Origin of the sequence: Myxococcus sp. AM009 (assembly GCF_013372605.1) — a bacterium.
Lineage (GTDB): Bacteria > Myxococcota > Myxococcia > Myxococcales > Myxococcaceae > Myxococcus > Myxococcus vastator.
This window is the reverse complement of the sequence record NZ_JABXEP010000160.1, coordinates 1-17562: the sequence shown is the minus strand read 5'-3', so window position 1 is coordinate 17562 and position 17562 is coordinate 1. Positions and strand designations below refer to the sequence as shown.

The following is a 17562-nucleotide window of genomic DNA, read 5'->3' as shown; positions in this document are numbered from 1 at the left end:
GGTTGCCGTCCTCCGCGTGCATCCTCACCCTGGAGAAGCCGGAAACATTCCTGGACCGCCTGCGCGGAGGAAGGTCGCCGGTTATTGGCAGGATCGCGGATGGCGAGGTGCTCCTCGACGTCCGGTGTCTCGAGGAGGAGGAGCTCCAGGCGGTCGCGGATGCCGTCGCGGCCGCCATTCCAGGGAACCCGCCATGATCAACAGCGCCGTGCTTGTCCTCAACCGGTACTACCAGCCGGTGCATGTCACCTCGGTGAAGCGGGCGTTCACGCTCCTGTACCTGGGGGTGGCCAAGGCCATCGACTCGCAGTACCGGCTCTACGAGTTCGCGGACTGGGCGGAGCTGAGCGCGACGCAGGACTGCATCACCACCATCGAGCGCACCATCCGCGTTCCCCGTGTCCTGGTGCTCAGCGCGTATGACCATCTGCCCCGAGGGCGGGTGCGCTTCTCCCGGCTCAACATCTACGCGCGCGACAACGACACCTGCCAGTACTGCGGGAAGAGCCTGCCGCGCAGCGAGCTGAACCTGGACCACGTCATGCCGCGCACGCAAGGGGGCAAGACGACGTGGGAGAACGTCGTGTGCTCCTGCGTCCCCTGCAACCTGAGGAAGGGTGGGCGGACGCCAGAGCAGGCCCACATGAAGCTGCTCAAGAAGCCCGTGCGCCCGCGCTGGACGCCGCTGTTCCGCGGTGCCAGCCGCAAGGTGACGTACCGGGAGTGGCTGCCGTTCCTGCACCTGGCGGACGCGTCGTACTGGAACGTCGAGCTGCTCGACGAGTAGCGCCTGCCTGCCTGGCGGCCGGGCTCGCCACAGGGGCAGGAAACACCGGGAGTGACGGGTTTTCGGCGCACGCGCGGGCCGGGATGTTCCACTGAACGGATGCGGAAGGTCGGGGAGTCGACGCGACCCTGGGTTCGGGATTTGATGGGGGGGCATGTCCCAACCCTCGCGAGCGCCCCGGACCGAATCCCGTGTCCTGGGCCCCACGGAGCCAGGCCCCATGGTCTCCGGCCCTCCTGGTCTGTCACGCCGTCCTCGCCCCCGGCGCATCATCGCCGTGGGAGGCGGGAAGGGCGGCATTGGCAAGTCCATGGTGTCCGCCAACCTGGGGGTGGCCCTGGCCCAGTCGGGCGCCAACGTGCTGCTCGTGGACGTGGACCTGGGCGGCGCCAACCTGCACACGTGCCTGGGCGTCGGCCAACCCACCGCGACGCTGTCCGACTTCCTGCGGCGGAACAAGGCGCAGCTGGAAGAGGTCATCATCCCCACCGGCATCCCGAGGCTTTCGCTGATCGCCGGGGCGCAGGACGCGCTGGATGCGGCCAACCTCAAGTACGCGCAGAAGCAGAAGCTGCTGCGGACGTTGATGGGCACGTCGGCGGACTACCTCATCCTGGACCTGGGCGCGGGGACGAGCTTCAACACCATCGACTTCTTCATCCTCGCCGACCACGGCGTGCTGGTGATGCTGCCCGAGCCCACGTCGGTGGAGAACGCCTACCGCTTCGCGAAGGCGGCCTTCTTCCGCAAGCTCCAGCAGGTGGAGTCGCAGTACGGCATCGAGGACCTGGTGGAGGACGCGCTCACCACCCGCGAGGGGGCGCTGCGCACGCTGCATGACGTGCTGGCGCAGGCCCGGCGCAAGGACCCGGCCATCGCGGAGCGCCTGGAGCGGGAGCTGTCCGCGTTCCGCATCCGGCTCGTGGTGAACCAGGCGCGCACGGATGCGGACCTGTCCGTGGGCACGTCCGTGGCCGCCGCATGGAAGAAGTTCTTTGGCATCGAAATGGATGTCCTGGGGGCCATCCGCTACGACGACGAGGCGTGGCGCGCGGTGCGCAAGCGCAAGCCCGTCCTCCTGGAGCGGCCGGATTCCGCGGCGGCCACTGCCATTCAGGGCATCGCAACGCGTATCCTCGCACTCGACGGCTCCCCCCAGCGCTCCACACCATGAAGCCCTTCGAGCAGCAGACCTATTACGAGATTCTCGAAGTCCCCGTCACCGCGCCGATGGAGGAGATTCGGGCGGCGTACGAACGGCTCAGTGAGCTGTATTCGCCGGACTCCATCGCCGTCTATGCGCTCGTGGACGAGGGCCAGGTGGATGGGCTCCGCGCTCGGATGGCCGAGGCGCTGGAGATTCTCTCCGACGAAGAGCTGCGCGCCGAGTACGACAAGGACCTGGGGCTCCCGGCCCGCCGGTTGATGGATGCGGCGGCGACGGGGGGCTCGGTGGCTCACGCCGACGCGTCGGTGGAAAAGCGTGCGGAGCCGGAGCTTGTTGGGGTTGCCGCACCCGGCGCGGAAGATCAGACTGGCCTCCTTTCGACGCAGGTCCCCGAAGCGGGGACGAACGGGAGGCCAGGGGCAGTGCGAGACGTGCCGGTGGAGGACTCGGAGACCGCGAGCACGGAGCGGGACGGGGAAGGGGAGGCCGCGGACAAGGCGACGGAGCCTCGGGTGGAGCCGCTGCCCGCGACCTTGGGACAGGCGGACTTCCGGGCGTCGTTCTTCCGTGGGTTCTCGTTCGCGTATGTGTCCAGCTCGTTGCAGGACACGCAGCGGATGGGGAGCGCGGTGGACGTCCCCGTGGCGTCGATTCAGCCCCAGGCTTCGGGGGAGGGGACGGGCACGGAGGCTGCGAGCGCTGAGTCGCAGCGCGAGGCTCCGCCCCCTCCGGTTCCAGCAAGCACCAGCCTGGTGCCGGCGGCTCCCCCGGAGCCCTCCAGCCCGGCGCCCGAGGCCGAGGCCGAGTCGGCCGCCATCGTCCCTGTGCGTCCGGAACCCTCCGCGGAGGCGCAAGCCGAGCCCGGCCGGGCAGGGGCGCGTCCTGGACGGCCCTTGGGAGACGCGCCGCAGCTCGCCCAGGACTCCGCTATCGCCACGGCGGAGGCGGCGCTGGCGCAGGTGTCCCAGGTCGCGTCGCGGGCCCGGGAGCCGCGGCCTCGCATTCCGGAAATCCCGTCCGACGCCGAGTTCAACGGCGAGCTGCTCCGTCAGGTCCGCGAGGCCCGGGGGATGACCCTCCAGCAGGTGGCCGACCGCACCCGCATCACGCGCAGTCACCTGGAGAACGTCGAGGCGGACCGCTACACGTTGCTCCCGCCCGCGGTCTACCTGCGAGGTATCCTGATGAACCTCGCCCGCGAGCTGGGGTTGGATCCACTCCGCGTCTCCAAGAGCTACCTCGCCCTGTCTTCTGAGAAGGCAGGCCGGAAGTAGGGGCGCCCCCCGAAAGTGCTCGGATGTCACCGGCGTTGCGAGGAAAGTTGACTCGCCTTCAGCCGCTGCCTAAGTAGGTAGCACGATGACGGACGAGGAAAAGGTCAAGGCGATGCGGCTCGCCCGTGCGATTGCCTCGGATATCTCGCTCTACAACGAGCAGAAGATCATCAAGGGAATCGAACAGGACAACCTCTTCGAGGTCCTCAAGGAGGAGCTCGAAGAGGGCCGCGATCTCTACAAGAGCCGCGTCAGCCAGGAGATCTTCACGAAGATGAACTTCTTCGAGCGGGCGATCAACGACATCGTCCTGCGCTCGAAGGCGCATGTGAAGTCGAAGATCTGGTAACCCCCTCCCCGTGGTAGCGCCCGACACGCGAGAGTTCCGCGCTCCGCCCGAAGCTCGCGGCGAGCGCGTCGATCAGTACCTCGCGCGCGCGTTCCCGGCCCTCACGCGCTCCCGCATCCACGGCCTCATCGAGGCCGGGCATGTGCTCACGGACGGCCAGCCGGCCAAGCCGGCCCGGCGTCTGCGCGGCGGTGAGCTGCTCGTCCTCCACATCCCCGCGCCCGTTCCCGCCGTCCCGTTGGCGGAGGAGCTCCCGCTCGCGCTGCTGCACGAGGACCGCGACCTGGTCGTCGTCGACAAGGCGGCGGGCATGGTCGTCCACCCCGGCGCGGGCCACGCCTCTGGCACCCTGGTCAACGCGCTGCTGCACCGGGTGAAGGACCTGGCCGGCGTCGGGGGCGAGCTGCGGCCCGGCATCGTCCACCGGCTCGACAAGGACACCACCGGCTGCCTCGTCGTGGCGAAGAACGAGCAGGCGCTGGTGGCGCTCCAGAAGGCCTTCAAGACGCGCGCGGTGGAGAAGACGTACCTGGCGCTGGTGCACGGCGTGCCGCCCGCGGAAGGGCGCATCGAGACGCTCTACGGCCGTCACCCCATCCACCGCCAGCGCTTCACGGGCAAGGTGAAGGAGGGCAAGAGCGCCGTCACCGTGTACCGCGTCCTCGAAGCCTTCGAAGGCGCCGCGCTGGTGGAGGTGGACCTGCTCACCGGCCGCACGCACCAGATTCGCGTGCACCTGTCCGAAGCCGGCCACCCCCTGCTGTGCGACGCGCTCTACGGCGCCGGGCGCAAGCCGAAGGGCGCCGCGGCGCAGGCCCAGGAGCGGCTGGGGCGTCAGGCGCTTCATGCGTGGCGCCTGTCCTTCGCGCACCCGCGCACGGGCAAGGTGCTGAAGCTGGAGGCGCCCATTCCCGCGGACCTGGAGGCGGCCCTGGCGCTGCTCCGGGCCACCGCTCCCTCTCCGGAGGCGCCGCCCGCCACCCGAAAGCAGCCCGCGCCCCGGAAGGCGGCGGGCGGCGCGAAGCGGACTACAGGCCGGACACGCTGAGCGACTGCTGGCGCTTGGACAGCACCTTCACGGGCTGGATGGCCATCACCCGCATGAAGACGGCCAGCAGCTCCGGGTCGAACTTGTTCCGCATCTCCGACCACATCAGCATCAGCGCCACCTCGGGGCCGTAGGCATCCCGGTACGGGCGCTTCGAGGTGAGGGCGTCGTACGCGTCGCAGATGGCGATGATCTTCGCGTACGCCCCGAGGTTCGTCTTCGGGATGATCATCTGGATGTTGCCGCGGGAGTCGCGCACGGCGGTACCGAAGTCCGTCTTGTGCTCGAACGTCGTCACCACGCGCAGCAAGGTGGAGCGGCTGAAGCCCTTCTCCATCAGGATGTTGCGCACGGAGATGAGCGGCGCGCGCTGCACCGTCTGCTTCTCCTCGGGCGTCAGCGCGCCGCGCTTCGTCGACAGCTCCTCCGACAGCGTGGCCATGCCGGCGTCGTGGAAGAGGGCGATGTAGCCCAGGTCGCGCAGCTGCGGCTTCGTCAGGCCCAGCTCCGCGCCGAAGACGACGCTCATGAGGCACACGTTGACCTGGTGGTACACGAGGTAGTCGTCCTCGCGCCGCATGGTCGTCATGCCCAGGAAGTGCGTCCGCTGCTCGTAGGAGATGTCGACGAAGTCCTGCACCAGGCGCAGCGCCTTGGAGGCGTTGATGGGCTTCCCGGCGCGCACCGACTCCAGGTACTTCGTGAGGAAGAACACGGCGCGCGCGTAGATGGTCATCGCGTACTTCTTGCGGTCCACCTTCTGGTCGCCAGGGTTGTCCAGGTCCTTGTTCAGCTTCTCCTTCAGCTTGGAGAACTTGGCCACCCGCATGTTGAGCAGCTTGCGGTTGGACAGGCCGTCCTCGTCGGCCGCGGCCGTCTGCTCCTTGCTGAAGATCCAGATGAAGTTCTTCAGGTCCGGAACGGTGACGGGCTTGGTGAGCGTGAAGCCACCCACGTCCTTCGAGCGCAGCTCCGCCAGCAGGTAGCGCTGGTTCTCGATGGAGTTGAGGTCCACCTTCACCAGCATGCCGTTCAGGTAGAACGACTCCTTGACGCCCGTGAGCTCCAGGCGGCCTTCCTTGCCGATGATTTGATTGATGATGTCCTGGAGCTGGTGCAGCGGCTTCTGGAAGACCGCGTTCTCCGGGTCATACATCTTCACCGAGCGCACCAGCATGTACATGCCGGCCACCAGCGAGCGCGCCAGTCCCTGGAGCTTCTCGTTGTGCTCGCGGCCGAACTCGCTGGTGTTCTCGTCCTGCGACTGGGTGATTTTCAGGTTGTCGGCCATGCGCCTATGCCTCCTCCGACAGCGCCGAGTCTCCGAAGAGCGTCTTCTTCGTCTGGTACATCGCCTTGCGAGCCGAGGTGAGGACCTCCAACGGCTGGTTCTTGTCCTCCACCACCGCCTGTAACATCTTGTAGCCCTGGATGGAGCACGCGCCGCCCAGGCCGTGGATGGCCAGCAGCTTGTCCTCCAGCACGCGCTTCTTGTTGAGCAGCGACGGCTTCGTCGCGAGCATCTGCTGCATCATCGACAGGGCGCCCGGGGTGCCCGTGGAGCCGATGGCCGCGTACACCGCGGCGCGCTCGTCGGGCGTCTTCTTGTCGAAGCCGGGCTCCCGCACCAGGCGCATCAGGTCCACGTAGCCCTTGTCGCGGTCGAACTCCGGCAGCAGCTTCGCCGCCAGCATGCGCACCTGGGAGATGGGGTCCGCGAGCGCGTCCACGATGATGCGCCGGGCCTCGCCCGTGCGGCCGCGGCCGATGATGTTGAGCACCTCCAGCTTCACCACCAGGTTGGGGCTCTTGAGCACCTGGCCGAACATCTTCACCCGCTCCGGGTGGTTGCTCTTCTCCAGGATGTAGACCATGTCGCGCACTGTCTGCGGCCGGTCTGACATCAGGCGCGCGACGAAGGGCTCGGGCAGCTCGCGCGCGAACCCCGCGAGCGCGTCACACAGCAGGGTGCGGTTGTCGGCGACCTCGATGCTCTCCAGCACCGACAGCAGGGGGATGATGGAGTCCCGGTCCAACCCCTGGAGGTAGCGCGACACGTCCGCGGGGTTCTTCGGCCGCGTCGTCTTGAGCGACTCGCCCACGCGCATCAGGCGCTGCTCCTCACCCATCTTGTGGAGGAAGTTCTCCAGCATCTTCGCCAGGTCCTCGCTGCCCTCGCGCTGGGACAGCGCGCGCAGCTTGAGGACGATCTGGTTGACGGTGCCGAAGTCGTCCTGGAGGAGGAGCATGTCCAGGAGCTGCACGAAGATCTCCTCCAGCAGGGACGCGTCATCCACGCCGCCTTCCACCACCTGGAACACGGCGCTCACCAGCTTGGGGAACAGCCGGGCGTTCTCCTCCTCGGAGACCTCGCGCTGCAGCTTCGCCTTCAGCTCGTCCGAGGCGTGCCGTCCGCCCACCACGAGGCCGCGAATCTGCTCCACGCCATCCAGCCTGGCGTCCAGGTCCTCCGCGGACACACGCGCGAAGCGCAGGTAGTCATCCGAGTTCGTCGTCAGGCGCGAGTAGAGGTAGCCCACCACCTTGTCGACCTCGACCTGGACCTCCTCCTCGGAGGCGTTCTCCATGGAGAAGCCTTCCACCACCACGTACTCCACGTGCTCCATGCTCGCGCGCCACAGTTGCGCCAGCACGTCCTCCGCGCCGCGCTCCGGCTCCGACAGGGCGATGAGCGTGAAGGTGGTCAGCTCCTCCACGGTGAGACCCGGGCGGAAGATGAGCTGCCGGATGCCGTCGCGGAAGAACTTGTAGGGCAGCGGGGTGTCTTCGGAGAACAGCGCCTCACCGAGGAGCAGGAAGTTCTGCTGCTCCACCTTCATCGACAGGGGGCCGAACTTCTCCGTGTAGGAGGCAATCGACTCGAGCGCCTTCCCGAGGAACTCCGGGAAACGCGACTCGTTGTGGCGATACATCCCGATTTGTTTGATGCCCTTGAGCAGGTGGAAGGCGAACGTCTTCGCCAACTCAACCTTCTCGCGTGCCTCGGGCGAAAGCTGAGGCTCCGCGTTGGATTCCTGGATGGCTTTAGGGGGGTGGGCCATGCTGTCACCCGAGCCTAACCCGATTTTGGACGGCCACCCAGGACACGGCCCGTGGAAGTCCCAGGGCTTGGGTGGGGTCCCGGTGACGGGGATGAGAATGACGGGGATTTCCGGTTGTGTTGCCACATGCGTCATCCGCCGGAGCGAGGCGACGTCCATGGCGCGGTTGCTGACGTGCTCACTGCTGCTGCTCTCGCTGACGGGGTGTTTCCGGATGAGCCTCCGCTCCGGAGCGCCGCGCGGAGGGGCGCCCGAACAACAAACGGGCGTGAGCCTGGTCGCCGGACTGACGACCTCCAACGTGGTGACGCCGGAGTGCCAGCACGGCTTCTCCCGCGTGGATGTGTATTGGCCGTGGTGGGGCCCCGTCGTCTTCGCGGCGACCTTCGGCATCGTCGCGCCGCTGCGCACGGAGTACGTGTGCGCGGAGGCCGCGGGGGCCGCTGGCGTCGCGCCGCCCGAGCACGTGCCGCCCTCCCACTCGCCGCTCTGAGGGCGCTGGCCCGGGTGGGTGCGCGCCGCCTCCTGGACGGGGTTTCAGGAGGCACGCCGCACCCGCCCCGGAAATGAGCGGGGCGGCGAGGAATGCGCCTCGCCGCCCCGGGGTGTCTCAGCGGTGTTTCAACCGACCTACGCTTCCTTCTGCGGCGGCGGGGACACGGCGGCGCTCGGGCCCTTGAGGGCGGAGCGCAGCAGGAACAGCGTGAGGCCGCCGAAGAAGAGCAGGCCCCAGAGGTTGGACCACAGCGGGTGGGCGTGCTCGCTCTCGCCCACCAGGTTGAGGAAGCCGCCCAGGCCGCCCTGGTTGCCCAGCAGGGCAGGCAGGTTCAGCGCGCGGGTGCCTGCTCCGTCGGTGGCGATCTCCAGGAAGGCGATGAGCACACCCGCGATGGAGCCGCCGGCGATGAAGCCGGAGGAGAGCAGGGTGCCCGGCGAGAAGTCGGACTCACCGCCGCGGATGCGATCCACGAAGTAGCGCACCATGCCGCCCACGAAGAGCGGCGCGCTGCTGCTGATGGGCAGGTACACGCCCACCGCGAAGGGCAGGGAGGACACGCCGCACAGCTCCAACATCAGCGCGATGAACACGCCCAGGAGCACCAGATCCCACGGCAGCTTCTGGGTGAGGATGCCGTCGATGATGAGCGCGAAGAGCTGCGCCTTGGGCGCCGCGTAGCGCGTCAGCTGCTGGCCTTCGTAGACGCTGATGCGACCGCCGATGCCCGGGTCCACCACGTACTGGATGGTGTCGGACGCATCGAGCAGGTACTTGCCCGCGGGCACCGGCGTGTCCGCGCCGCGCACATAGCCTTCCTTGTAGGTGCGCTCCGGGCCGTCCGTGACGGCGCCCAGGTCCGCCACCTTGATGGGGGCGCCGCTGGGGACGTTGAGCGTCACCGCGCCCAGGTCCTGTGAGGACACGTCGCGCCAGCTGCGCAGCTCCGGCGTGGCGCCCTGCGTGTTCAGCTCGTAGCCCTGCGCCCAGACGGCCTTGCGCAGCGCCGCCACGTCCAGGCCGCGCGCGGCCAGGGTGTCGGCGGAGACGGCCCAGGGGAAGGTGTGCTGGACGCGCGTCTCGTTGGAGAACTCCGTCACCTTCACGCCCGGGTGGGGTTCGGGGATGGTGACGGTGGCGCCGCGGTTGAGCGTCACCAGCACCAGGCCGATGAACATCGCGCTGGTGAGCACGCCGACGAAGAGCGCCATCTGCTGGCGCCGGGGCGTGCCGCCCACCAGGAAGGCCGTCTTGAGGTCCTGCGCGGTGGTGCCGCCGTTGGACGCGGCGATGCCGACGATGGCCGCCGTGGTGAGGGCCATGAAGCGGTCCTCGGACGACGTCCAGCCCATGAGCAGGTACACGAGGCAGGTGATGAGCAGCGTGGCCACCACCATGCCGGAGATGGGGTTGGACGAGCTGCCAATCTCTCCGGTGATGCGCGCGCTCACCGTGACGAAGAAGAAGCCGAAGATGACGATGAGGATGGCGGAGATGAAGTTCACCTCCAGCGGCGGCGCCAGCCAGATGGCCAGCACCAGCATCGCGCTGCCGCCCAGCACCAGCGTGATGGGCAGGTCCTGCTCCGTGCGCAAGAGCTGCGGCACGGCGCCCTGGCCCCGCGACGCCGTCAGCGTCTCCAGGCTGCGCTTGAAGGCCCCGACGATGGTGGGCAACGAGCGGATGAGGCTGATGAGGCCGCCCGTCGCCACGGCGCCCGCGCCGATGTAGAGCACGTAGGCGTTGCGAATCTCGTCCGGCGACATGTCCCGGATGAGCTGGCCGTTGTGCATCAGCAGCGGCGTCTCCAGCCCGCCGCCGAAGAAGGAGATGGCCGGGATGAGGATGAGGTAGCTCAGCACACCACCGGCGAAGGTGATGGCCGCCACGCGGGGGCCGATGATGTACCCCACGCCCAGCAGCTCCGGGCTCACCTCGGTGGAGACGGTGGCGCTCTTGAGCCCCTGCAGCGGCGTGCTCAGCACCTCGCGGAACAGCTTCATGCCGGAGTAGGCGAGCTTGTAGACGCCGCCCACCACGAAGCCGGTGATGACGGTGCGGGCGTTGGTGCCGCCCTGCTCGCCGACGATGAGCACGTCCGCGCTGGCGGTGCCTTCCGGGTAGGGCAGCCTGCCGTGCTCCTGGACGATGAGGCCCTGGCGCAGCGGAATCATCATCAGCACGCCCAGCACGCCGCCCAGCGCCGCGGTGAGGAAGGCGTGGGTGAGGCTGATGTCGTAGCCCAGCAGCAGCAGGGCGGGGAGCGCGGCGGCCACGCCGAAGGCGAGCGACTCACCGGCCGAGCCCGTCGTCTGGACGATGGTGTTCTCCAGGATGCTGGAGTTGCCCAGGGCCCGGAAGATGGCGATGGAGAGCACCGCGACGGGAATGGACGCGGAGACCGTGAGGCCCACCTTGATGGCCAGGTACACGGACGAGGCGGCGAACACGATGCCCAGCACCGAGCCGAGCACCAGGGCCCGCATCGTCATCTCCGCCGGAGACCTGTCGGGGGGGACGTACGGAGTGTGGGCGACTGTCGCGAGCGTTTGCGCGACAGGGACGCGATCCTCGGAGATCGGCGGCGAACCGTGGGCCAAGCGGGGGGCTCCTTCGAAGGGAAACCGGCCCCTTCTAGCAGGCCCACGGCTGGCCGTGAAACAACGCCTTCAAATGGGAAGCGCCCCCGCCAGCAGGGCGGAGGCGCTTCGAGGCGGGCCAGCCCCGGAATGCCGGGGCAGCTGGCCGCGTCAACCCCGGCTCACTGCTGGACGGCGACGGCCTCCGGGTCCACCTCGGCCATGAGCGCGGCCAGCTCCGACTTGAGCTTGTCCTTGGCGCGAATCTCCAGCTGGCGGGCGCGCTCGCGCGAGAAGCCGAAGTGCTCACCCAGCTCCTTGAGCGTCATGGGGCGCTCGTTCATGACGCGCTGCTCGATGATGAAGCGCTCGCGCGGGTCCAGGCGCATCAGCGCGGTGCGGACGCGGGCGTTGATGAGGCCCGCCTCCTCCTTGTCCGCGAACTCGTCATCCTGCGGGGCCGCGGCGCTCACCACGAAGTCCACGTGGCTGTTGCCGCCGTCCTCGCCCATGGGCGCGTCCAGCGACAAGTCCCGGCCACCCATGCGCTGCTCCATCTCCCGCACCTCGCCCGGCTTCACGTGAAGCCGGCGGGCGATGTCATCCACGTTCACCGCCGCGTCGCCGCTGCCGAACTTCTCCAGCTCGCGGCGCGTGCGGGCCAGACTGAAGAACAGCTTCCGCTGCGCCTGGGTGGTCCCCAGCTTCACGAGCGACCAGCTCTTGAGGATGTAGTTCTGGATGTACGCGCGAATCCACCACACCGCATAGGAGATGAGGCGGATGCCCTTGTCCGGATCGAACTTCTGCACGGCCTTCATCAGGCCGATGTTCCCCTCCTGGATGAGGTCGGACATCTTGATGCCGTAGGAGCGGTACTCGTAGGCGACCTTCACCACGAAGCGCAGGTTGGCGGTCACCATCCGGTGCCCGGCCGCCAGGTCGCCCTTGAGGAAGCGGCGCGCGAGCTCCTGCTCCTCCTCCACCTTGAGGAGGGAGTAGTGGTTGATCTCCGAGAGGTACATCGCCAGGGAGCCGGAGTTGGACGACTGCTCGGTGGATGCCTGCATGAAATATTTCTCCGACGGTGGGCCTCGCGGGGAGGCCAAAGATGGATGGATTTCGTCTGACGACGTGACAACGGGAGCTTGAGCAACGGAAATGCCAACCTGCCCCAAAGGGTCATCCCCAATGTCTGCGAGGGGTTGGCGCGCTCCAGCGGCGTCTGCGAAGCCGCAATCCTGTAACCGTTACGTTGCACCGGCATGAATCGCCGGATGCGCTAGCTGTAGGAGATTCAGAACTGTTCGCATTCGGGCCTCCGGGGGCTGCGCAGGGCCGTGCTCCCAGTGGGGGCGCGGCCGTTGGAGCGATGCCCGTCCCACGACGTGGCCGCCCCGCCGGAAAAGGCGTAACGACGCCTCACGCCGCTGACACGCCCAGGCCGCCGGCACGCGAGGTGGGCGGCCGGCCAGACAGGCGCGGGGACTGAAGCCAGGGTGTCAGGAAGCGCGCGCTTGGGGCGGGCGGGTGCCTTCGCTGGCGACGCGCTGGGGCTGCGTGAGAACAGCCCGCCTCAGGTCCGCCAGCAGCCGCGTGGCCTCTCCCTGCAGGAGCGGGCGGCCGCCGAAGCGGGCTTCCAGGTAGCGCCGGGTGACGGGCGCCAGGGCGGGGGCCAGCGGATGCCGCTCCCGGGCAAGCCGCGCGTCCAGCGCTTCCAGTGTCTCCCCGTCGACCCGTGTGATGCGCGCGGAGGTGAGCTGCGCCTCCACCGCGTCCGCGAAGCGCGTGGCCTCCAGCGGTCGCTCACGCGACAGGAACCGGGTCAGCAACCGCCAGGCGGTATAGGCCGCGGCGGCGGCGAGCAGCGCTACACCGAAGGCCCGGGGAGGCGGCGCACGGCCAGGCGGCTCGTCCTTCTTCGGCACCTCGTGTGAGCGACTGAGCGAGCGGAGGACCGTCAGCTGATCTCGGAAGTTGTAGTCCAGGACGACGTCGCGCCACTGCGACTCCACGACCTCGTAGAAGTTGATGAGCTGCTCCAGCAGGCGCGGAGACTGGCTCGCGCGGTGGGCCGGCGGTGTCGCGTCCACGGTGATGAAGCCGCGTCCCGGCACCAGCACGTGCGTCCAGGCATGCGCGTCACCCGCGCGGACCACGTAGCCGCCCGTCACGCGCTCGCCGCCGAAGAAGCCGGTGGCCAGCCGCGCCCGCATGCCCTGGGTGCGCAGCATCAACGTGAGCGCGGTGGCGAAGTGCTCGCAGTGTCCCTGCTTGCGCTGGAAGAGGAAGTCGGCGACCGGGTCTGGCACGTCGCCGCTCAGCTCCAGCGTGTAGCTGTATTCGCGTTGCAGCCACGCGGACAGCTTCCGCGCGGCGGCCAGCGGGTCGCGCTCGCCGTTCAGCACCCGCGCGGCCGTCTGGGCGACGCGGACGTCCAGCCCCTCCGGCAGCGCCAGCAAAGCGTCCTGCTCCTCCGGGGGCAGGTCCTGGAGGTCGTCACCGCTGGCGCCGGGCGGGAGGCTGTAGGCCTCATAGGAATACGAGATGCCGGAGTCGCGGAAGCGCACCTCGCCGCCGCCCAGTTCGTGGATTTGGGTGCGCCGGGAGCCCTGCCGCGTGTTCGCCACGGCGTTGCCCAGCCGCGAGGGTGTCTCCATCGCCACCAGCGTGCGCGCGCCGTACGCGGGCATCAGCTCCACGCGCTGGTGGACCAGGTTCTCCCGTCCCGGCCGCAGCGTCGTCATGAACCCGGCGCCGTCGCTGGTGGTGCGCGCGCTGGACCACTCCTGGCCGTCGAAGACGTCATAGGTGCGGCCCACCCAGTACGCGTCGAGCGCGTCCTTCTCCGGGTCCGGGGACAGGGTGGCGCGCAGCACGATGCGCGGGTTGCCCTTGATGGTGCCCGCGCCGCCCAGTCGCACGGTGTTGGAGAAGCCCGCGGTGGCCACGCCCAGGCCAGGCGAGGCGCTGGGGCCAATCATGTTCCAGTTGAGGCGGGGGAAGAGGATGAAGAAGGCCACCGCGCCCACCACGGCGAAGCCCACGCCCGTGGCCAGCGGGCCCATCACCGCGCGCACCGGGACCGGCTCGCCTTCGGGGACGGCGGACTCCACCACGCCCAGCGCCAGGGCGATGCTGGCCAGCACGCCGAAGCCAATCAGGAAGAGGCCGTAGACGAGCTCACCGGAGAGGGCCGCGCCGCCCGCCACCATCAACAGGCCGGACAGGTGGACCTGGCCGTCGGTGGTCGCGTCCGGCGTGGACAGCAGGCGCTGCGCGGAGATGAGGCCCGCGAAGGCACAGGCCGCCACCACCAGGTTGAGCGAGCCCGCGAGCACGTTCGTGCCCAGCGTCAGCGCCACGGCCAGCAGCAGCAGCGCCGTGAGCTTCACCCGGTTGGAGAAGGGGCGCCGCCCCGCCAGCGCGACCACCAGGGCCACGCCGTAGAGGACCAACGACCAGATGGGGAGCTGGCCGGACACCGCCATGGACGCGAAGGCGAACCCGGAGCCCAGGTCCCGCAGCACCAGCCTCAGCCGCGTGCCCTTCCTCATGCCGCCTCCTCGTCACCGCGAGGGCGCTCGTGCCCCAGCCACGCCAGCACCCGCAGCAGGCGCCGCTCCTGGGCCATACCCGCGGCGGGGCGGAGGCGCTCCTCTGGCGTGTCCAGGCCCACCTCGTGTCCTTCCTCGATGAGCCGGCGGGCCAGGGCGGCCACTTCCTCGCAGCGGCGCTCGAGCGCCTCCGCGTCGAGCCCGTCCGCCACCGTCAGCATGAAGGTGCGCCGCTCCTCGCGCTCGCGCTCCACCCGCAGCAGCTTCCCGGCGGAGGCGCTCTTCATCCAGTGGATGCGCCGGGCGTCCTCACCCGGCGCCAGCTCCCGCAGACCGCTCAAGTCTCCGTTGCCGTCATTGCGGCGGGGATTGCCCGCGTCGCCCACGGGGCCTTGCTCCGGCGCGCCCGGATCCTGGCAGGCGTAGGTCCGCCGCGGGTAGACGAGCAGCGTGCTCTCCAGCGGAAACGTGCGCGTCTTGGCGAACAGCCCCAGCGGCCAGGTGGTGGTGACGCGCACGCCCGTGAGCAGCACGGGCCCGCGCTGGGGCGCGGTGAGGTCCGCTCGCACGACGTGGTCCACCCCCGCGGGCAGGTAGCCCACGCCACCCCCGCCGGTGAGCGGCGAGTCCGCCTCCGACAGCGTGAGCGCGAAGGCGTGGCCCTGGCCGCGGGAGACGGCCCACCGGAAGGCGAAGGGCTCCTGGGCGAAGGCCGCGTCCGCGCCCACGCGGCGCACCGACAGATAGCGCAGGCACCGCTCGGACAGGACGCCCGACACCACCACCATGCTCAGCAGCAGGCCCAGCAGCAGGTAGAGGAGGTTGTTGCCGGTGTTGAGGGCGCCCAGGCCCACGCCGAACGTCACGACCAGATAGGTGCGTCCGATGCGCGTCACCTTCAGGGTGCGCGGCGGGCGGAGCCGCGAGCGGACCCGGGCCCACCATGACGGCAGCCGGGGCTTCACCGGGGCGCCGGGACCTTTCGGGCGATCTCCTCCAGCAGGTGCGCCGCCTCGTCGCGCGCGGCCACGCCCTGCACGGCGCTGCGCAGCAGGATTCGGTGGGCCCAGCAGGGCACCAGCGCCGCGCGGACGTCTCCGGGCGTGGCGAAGTCCCGGGCCTCCCACAGCGCGTTGGCCCGCGCGGCCGCGCCCAGCGCGAGCACCGCGCGGGTGGAGGCGCCTCGCTCCAGGTCCCCATGTGAGCGCGTGGCCGTGGCCAGCCGCACCACGTAGTCCGCCACCGAAGCGTCCAGCCGGAGCGCCGCCGCGAACGCGCGCAGCGACGCCAGCTCCTCGGGACCGGAGACGCTCTCCACCGCGTCCAGGGGCGGCGCGCCGTCGCGGGTGACGAGCAGCCCGGCCTCCACCTCCGGCGTCGGGTGGCCCAGGGACATGCGCACCATGAAGCGGTCCAGCTGCGAGTCCGGCAGCGGGTAGGTGCCGGAGAAGTCCACCGGGTTCTGCGTGGCCACCACCGTGAAGGGCGCGGGCAGCCCGTGCGTGGCGCCGTCCAGGGAGACCTGCCCCTGCGCCATGGCCTCCAGCAGCGCGGACTGGGTGCGCGGCGGGGCGCGGTTCAGCTCATCCGCCAGCACGAGCTGCCGGAAGAGGGGACCGGGGCGGAACTGGAAGGTGGCCGTCTGCGCGTGGAAGACCTGGGCGCCCAGCACGTCGGCGGGCATCAGGTCCGCGGTGAACTGGACGCGGGCGAAGCTCAGGCCACAGGCCTTGGCCAGGGCCTCGGCGAGCGTCGTCTTGCCCACACCCGGGACGTCCTCCAGCAGCACATGGCCGCCGGCGACCAGGGACGTCACCACGAGCTGGAGCTGGGCGGACTTTCCCTGAACCGCGCGGCCCAGCTGGGTGGCGATGCGTTCCATCGCCGAGCGCGCGTTTGCGGGGGAAGGCACCGGGGAGAGGGCGCGGGCGGGCTGGTTCATCTGCCGCCACTGTAGCCGACTCCCTCGATTGCCAACACGCCTCGCGTCCGGGCTTGCACCGCGGACGCTCCCTCCCGAGGCGGCGAAGCGCCTACGACAGGAGGAGGTCCTCGGGCGTGTAGTAGGCGGGGCGCGGCGACGTCCCTGTGCCCACACCGAAGTATCGGAACATCCGCTCGTGGTGGGTGGCCAGGCCACGCAGCTGGACAGGGCGCTCCACCAGGCCCTGCGTCAGGACACCCACGGCGCTGTCCTTGAACTCCCGCAGGTGGGCGAAGTCCAGGACGACCTCACACCCGCTCAGGGCGCTCAGGGATGTCTGGACTTCTTCCGCCGTCTTGCCGTCCAGCGTGCCTTCCAGTCGCAGCGTCACGAAACCTGCGGACTCTTCACGGTGGATCTGTAGCGCCGCCATTGCTGTGCTCTCCAAGTTGGCGCGGAGCCCTGGCTGGAGCGTCTTCGCTCCAGTCCTTCCACGGAGGACCCGTGGGGTGCTCCCGCCCGGCGCACAGTGCACAGGGTCCGCGGGTTTGGTTACCCCCCACCCCGCAACTTTCTCGCGACTGTCGTGCACCCGTCGCATGGCGTGTCGCTCAGCGCTCAGCTCTTCTGCCCGTGCGCCTTCTGGGCCTCTCGCAGTGTGAGCTGCTTCGTCTGCTCGGCCTTCAGCTTGCGGAATTCCTTCACGACCTTGGCGGGGTACCCGGCCATGAACTTCGTGCGCGCCTCCTTCTTGGCCAGGATGCGGCGGGCCAGCCCGGGGCCGGCGTTGTAGGCGACCAGGGCCTTCTCCACGGTGCCGAAGCGCTGGATGAGGTCCGCCAGGTACGCGGTCCCCAGCTCCACGTTGGTCTCCGAGTCGAAGAGGTTGCTGGTGCGGCCCAGCCGCAGGCCGGCCTTGTCCGCCAGCCAGGTGCCGGTGGCCGGCATCACCTGCATCAGGCCCATGGCCCCCACGTGGGACACCGCGTAGTTGTTGAAGGAGCTCTCGCAGCGGATTACCGCCACCACCAGGAGCGGGTCGATGTTGTTGCGAGCCGCCTCACGGACGATGGCCACCGCCAGCCGGCGCTGCTGCCGGGCGGGGAGGCCAGAGGCCTTCACCATCTCCGTGATTCCCAGGGCCTCGGCCTCGGCGTAGAGGGCCTCATCCTCGTAGAGGTGCAGCCTGGCCAGGGTCGCCTTCAGCTCGGCGTCGCGCTCGGCCAGCCTCGCGCGCAGCTCCGTCACCTCCGGCCCCTCGCCCTGGGCGCCTTCCGGCACCTGCACCGGAAACGCGACCGCCCCCGTCCCCACCAAC

15 protein-coding genes and 1 pseudogene are annotated in these 17562 nt (G+C 69.5%); 7 read left to right on the top strand and 9 right to left on the bottom strand.

The window, feature by feature from the left end:
- From HV824_RS36940 to HV824_RS29420, 6 genes and pseudogenes are all read left to right on the top strand, one after another.
- Positions 1 to 197, top strand: a pseudogene (locus HV824_RS36940) (L-seryl-tRNA(Sec) selenium transferase); the annotation flags it as partial.
- Positions 194 to 787: an HNH endonuclease gene (locus tag HV824_RS29440; RefSeq protein ID WP_163783077.1), complete on the top strand. Its 594-nt coding sequence runs from the start codon at positions 194 to 196 to the stop codon at positions 785 to 787. The pseudogene HV824_RS36940 and the gene HV824_RS29440, both read left to right, overlap by 4 nt.
- A gap of 220 nt (positions 788 to 1007) precedes the next feature.
- Positions 1008 to 1961 carry a P-loop NTPase gene (locus tag HV824_RS29435; RefSeq protein ID WP_176424762.1) on the top strand — a complete coding sequence of 318 codons (954 nt, stop codon included), beginning with the start codon at positions 1008 to 1010 and terminating at the stop codon, positions 1959 to 1961.
- Positions 1958 to 3229: a helix-turn-helix domain-containing protein gene (locus tag HV824_RS29430; protein WP_176424761.1), complete on the top strand. Its 1272-nt coding sequence runs from the start codon at positions 1958 to 1960 to the stop codon at positions 3227 to 3229. Before HV824_RS29435 ends, HV824_RS29430 begins: the two co-directional genes overlap by 4 nt.
- 85 nt (positions 3230 to 3314) lie before the next feature.
- Positions 3315 to 3578, top strand: a complete 264-nt coding sequence (locus HV824_RS29425) for a hypothetical protein (RefSeq protein WP_176419455.1) — start codon at positions 3315 to 3317, stop codon at positions 3576 to 3578.
- Between the two features lie 10 nt (positions 3579 to 3588).
- Positions 3589 to 4626: an RluA family pseudouridine synthase gene (locus HV824_RS29420; RefSeq protein ID WP_176424760.1), complete on the top strand. Its 1038-nt coding sequence runs from the start codon at positions 3589 to 3591 to the stop codon at positions 4624 to 4626.
- On the opposite strand, the gene HV824_RS29415 is transcribed toward HV824_RS29420, so the two are convergent.
- Both HV824_RS29415 and HV824_RS29410 read right to left on the bottom strand, forming a co-directional pair.
- The gene (locus HV824_RS29415; RefSeq protein WP_176419457.1) at positions 4607 to 5917 is read right to left on the bottom strand and encodes an HD-GYP domain-containing protein; all 1311 of its coding nucleotides are present in this window, start codon (positions 5915 to 5917) and stop codon (positions 4607 to 4609) included. The genes HV824_RS29420 and HV824_RS29415 overlap by 20 nt on opposite strands.
- Positions 5918 to 5921: 4 nt before the next feature.
- A complete protein-coding gene (locus HV824_RS29410; RefSeq protein ID WP_176424759.1) occupies positions 5922 to 7688 on the bottom strand; it encodes a HEAT repeat domain-containing protein in 1767 nt (588 codons plus the stop codon).
- Positions 7689 to 7845: 157 nt separating this feature from the next.
- On the opposite strand from HV824_RS29410, the gene HV824_RS29405 reads away from it, so the two are divergent.
- The gene (locus HV824_RS29405) at positions 7846 to 8181 is read left to right on the top strand and encodes a hypothetical protein (protein ID WP_176419459.1); all 336 of its coding nucleotides are present in this window, start codon (positions 7846 to 7848) and stop codon (positions 8179 to 8181) included.
- Between the two features lie 137 nt (positions 8182 to 8318).
- On the opposite strand, the gene HV824_RS29400 is transcribed toward HV824_RS29405, so the two are convergent.
- From HV824_RS29400 to HV824_RS29370, 7 genes are all read right to left on the bottom strand, one after another.
- The gene (locus HV824_RS29400; RefSeq protein ID WP_176419460.1) at positions 8319 to 10784 is read right to left on the bottom strand and encodes an OPT family oligopeptide transporter; all 2466 of its coding nucleotides are present in this window, start codon (positions 10782 to 10784) and stop codon (positions 8319 to 8321) included.
- Positions 10785 to 10945: 161 nt separating this feature from the next.
- On the bottom strand, positions 10946 to 11833 hold the full coding sequence (locus HV824_RS29395; protein ID WP_176410570.1) for an RNA polymerase factor sigma-32: 888 nt from the start codon (positions 11831 to 11833) through the stop codon (positions 10946 to 10948).
- Positions 11834 to 12265: 432 nt separating this feature from the next.
- Positions 12266 to 14320, bottom strand: coding sequence for a DUF3488 and transglutaminase-like domain-containing protein (locus HV824_RS29390; protein WP_176419461.1), 2055 nt, complete (start codon positions 14318 to 14320; stop codon positions 12266 to 12268).
- Positions 14317 to 15285 carry a DUF58 domain-containing protein gene (locus HV824_RS29385; RefSeq protein ID WP_176424758.1) on the bottom strand — a complete coding sequence of 323 codons (969 nt, stop codon included), beginning with the start codon at positions 15283 to 15285 and terminating at the stop codon, positions 14317 to 14319. Before HV824_RS29385 ends, HV824_RS29390 begins: the two co-directional genes overlap by 4 nt.
- Positions 15282 to 16262 carry a MoxR family ATPase gene (locus HV824_RS29380; protein WP_176424757.1) on the bottom strand — a complete coding sequence of 327 codons (981 nt, stop codon included), beginning with the start codon at positions 16260 to 16262 and terminating at the stop codon, positions 15282 to 15284. The genes HV824_RS29385 and HV824_RS29380 overlap by 4 nt, the downstream gene beginning before the upstream one ends.
- A gap of 91 nt (positions 16263 to 16353) precedes the next feature.
- A complete protein-coding gene (locus tag HV824_RS29375; RefSeq protein WP_176419464.1) occupies positions 16354 to 16677 on the bottom strand; it encodes an STAS domain-containing protein in 324 nt (107 codons plus the stop codon).
- Between the two features lie 185 nt (positions 16678 to 16862).
- Positions 16863 to 17561, bottom strand: coding sequence for a lytic transglycosylase domain-containing protein (locus tag HV824_RS29370; protein ID WP_176424756.1), 699 nt, complete (start codon positions 17559 to 17561; stop codon positions 16863 to 16865).
- Position 17562: the final 1 nt, after the last annotated feature.

Coding starts and splice junctions, on each gene's coding strand:
- HV824_RS29435 (WP_176424762.1), top strand. CDS start 1,008: ATGGTCTCCGGCCCTCCTGGTCTGTCACGCCGTCCTCGCCCCCGGCGC.
- HV824_RS29390 (WP_176419461.1), bottom strand. CDS start 14,320: ATGAGGAAGGGCACGCGGCTGAGGCTGGTGCTGCGGGACCTGGGCTCC.
- HV824_RS29440 (WP_163783077.1), top strand. CDS start 194: ATGATCAACAGCGCCGTGCTTGTCCTCAACCGGTACTACCAGCCGGTG.
- HV824_RS29415 (WP_176419457.1), bottom strand. CDS start 5,917: ATGGCCGACAACCTGAAAATCACCCAGTCGCAGGACGAGAACACCAGC.
- HV824_RS29395 (WP_176410570.1), bottom strand. CDS start 11,833: ATGCAGGCATCCACCGAGCAGTCGTCCAACTCCGGCTCCCTGGCGATG.
- HV824_RS29375 (WP_176419464.1), bottom strand. CDS start 16,677: ATGGCGGCGCTACAGATCCACCGTGAAGAGTCCGCAGGTTTCGTGACG.
- HV824_RS29380 (WP_176424757.1), bottom strand. CDS start 16,262: ATGAACCAGCCCGCCCGCGCCCTCTCCCCGGTGCCTTCCCCCGCAAAC.
- HV824_RS29405 (WP_176419459.1), top strand. CDS start 7,846: ATGGCGCGGTTGCTGACGTGCTCACTGCTGCTGCTCTCGCTGACGGGG.
- HV824_RS29430 (WP_176424761.1), top strand. CDS start 1,958: ATGAAGCCCTTCGAGCAGCAGACCTATTACGAGATTCTCGAAGTCCCC.
- HV824_RS29410 (WP_176424759.1), bottom strand. CDS start 7,688: ATGGCCCACCCCCCTAAAGCCATCCAGGAATCCAACGCGGAGCCTCAG.
- HV824_RS29425 (WP_176419455.1), top strand. CDS start 3,315: ATGACGGACGAGGAAAAGGTCAAGGCGATGCGGCTCGCCCGTGCGATT.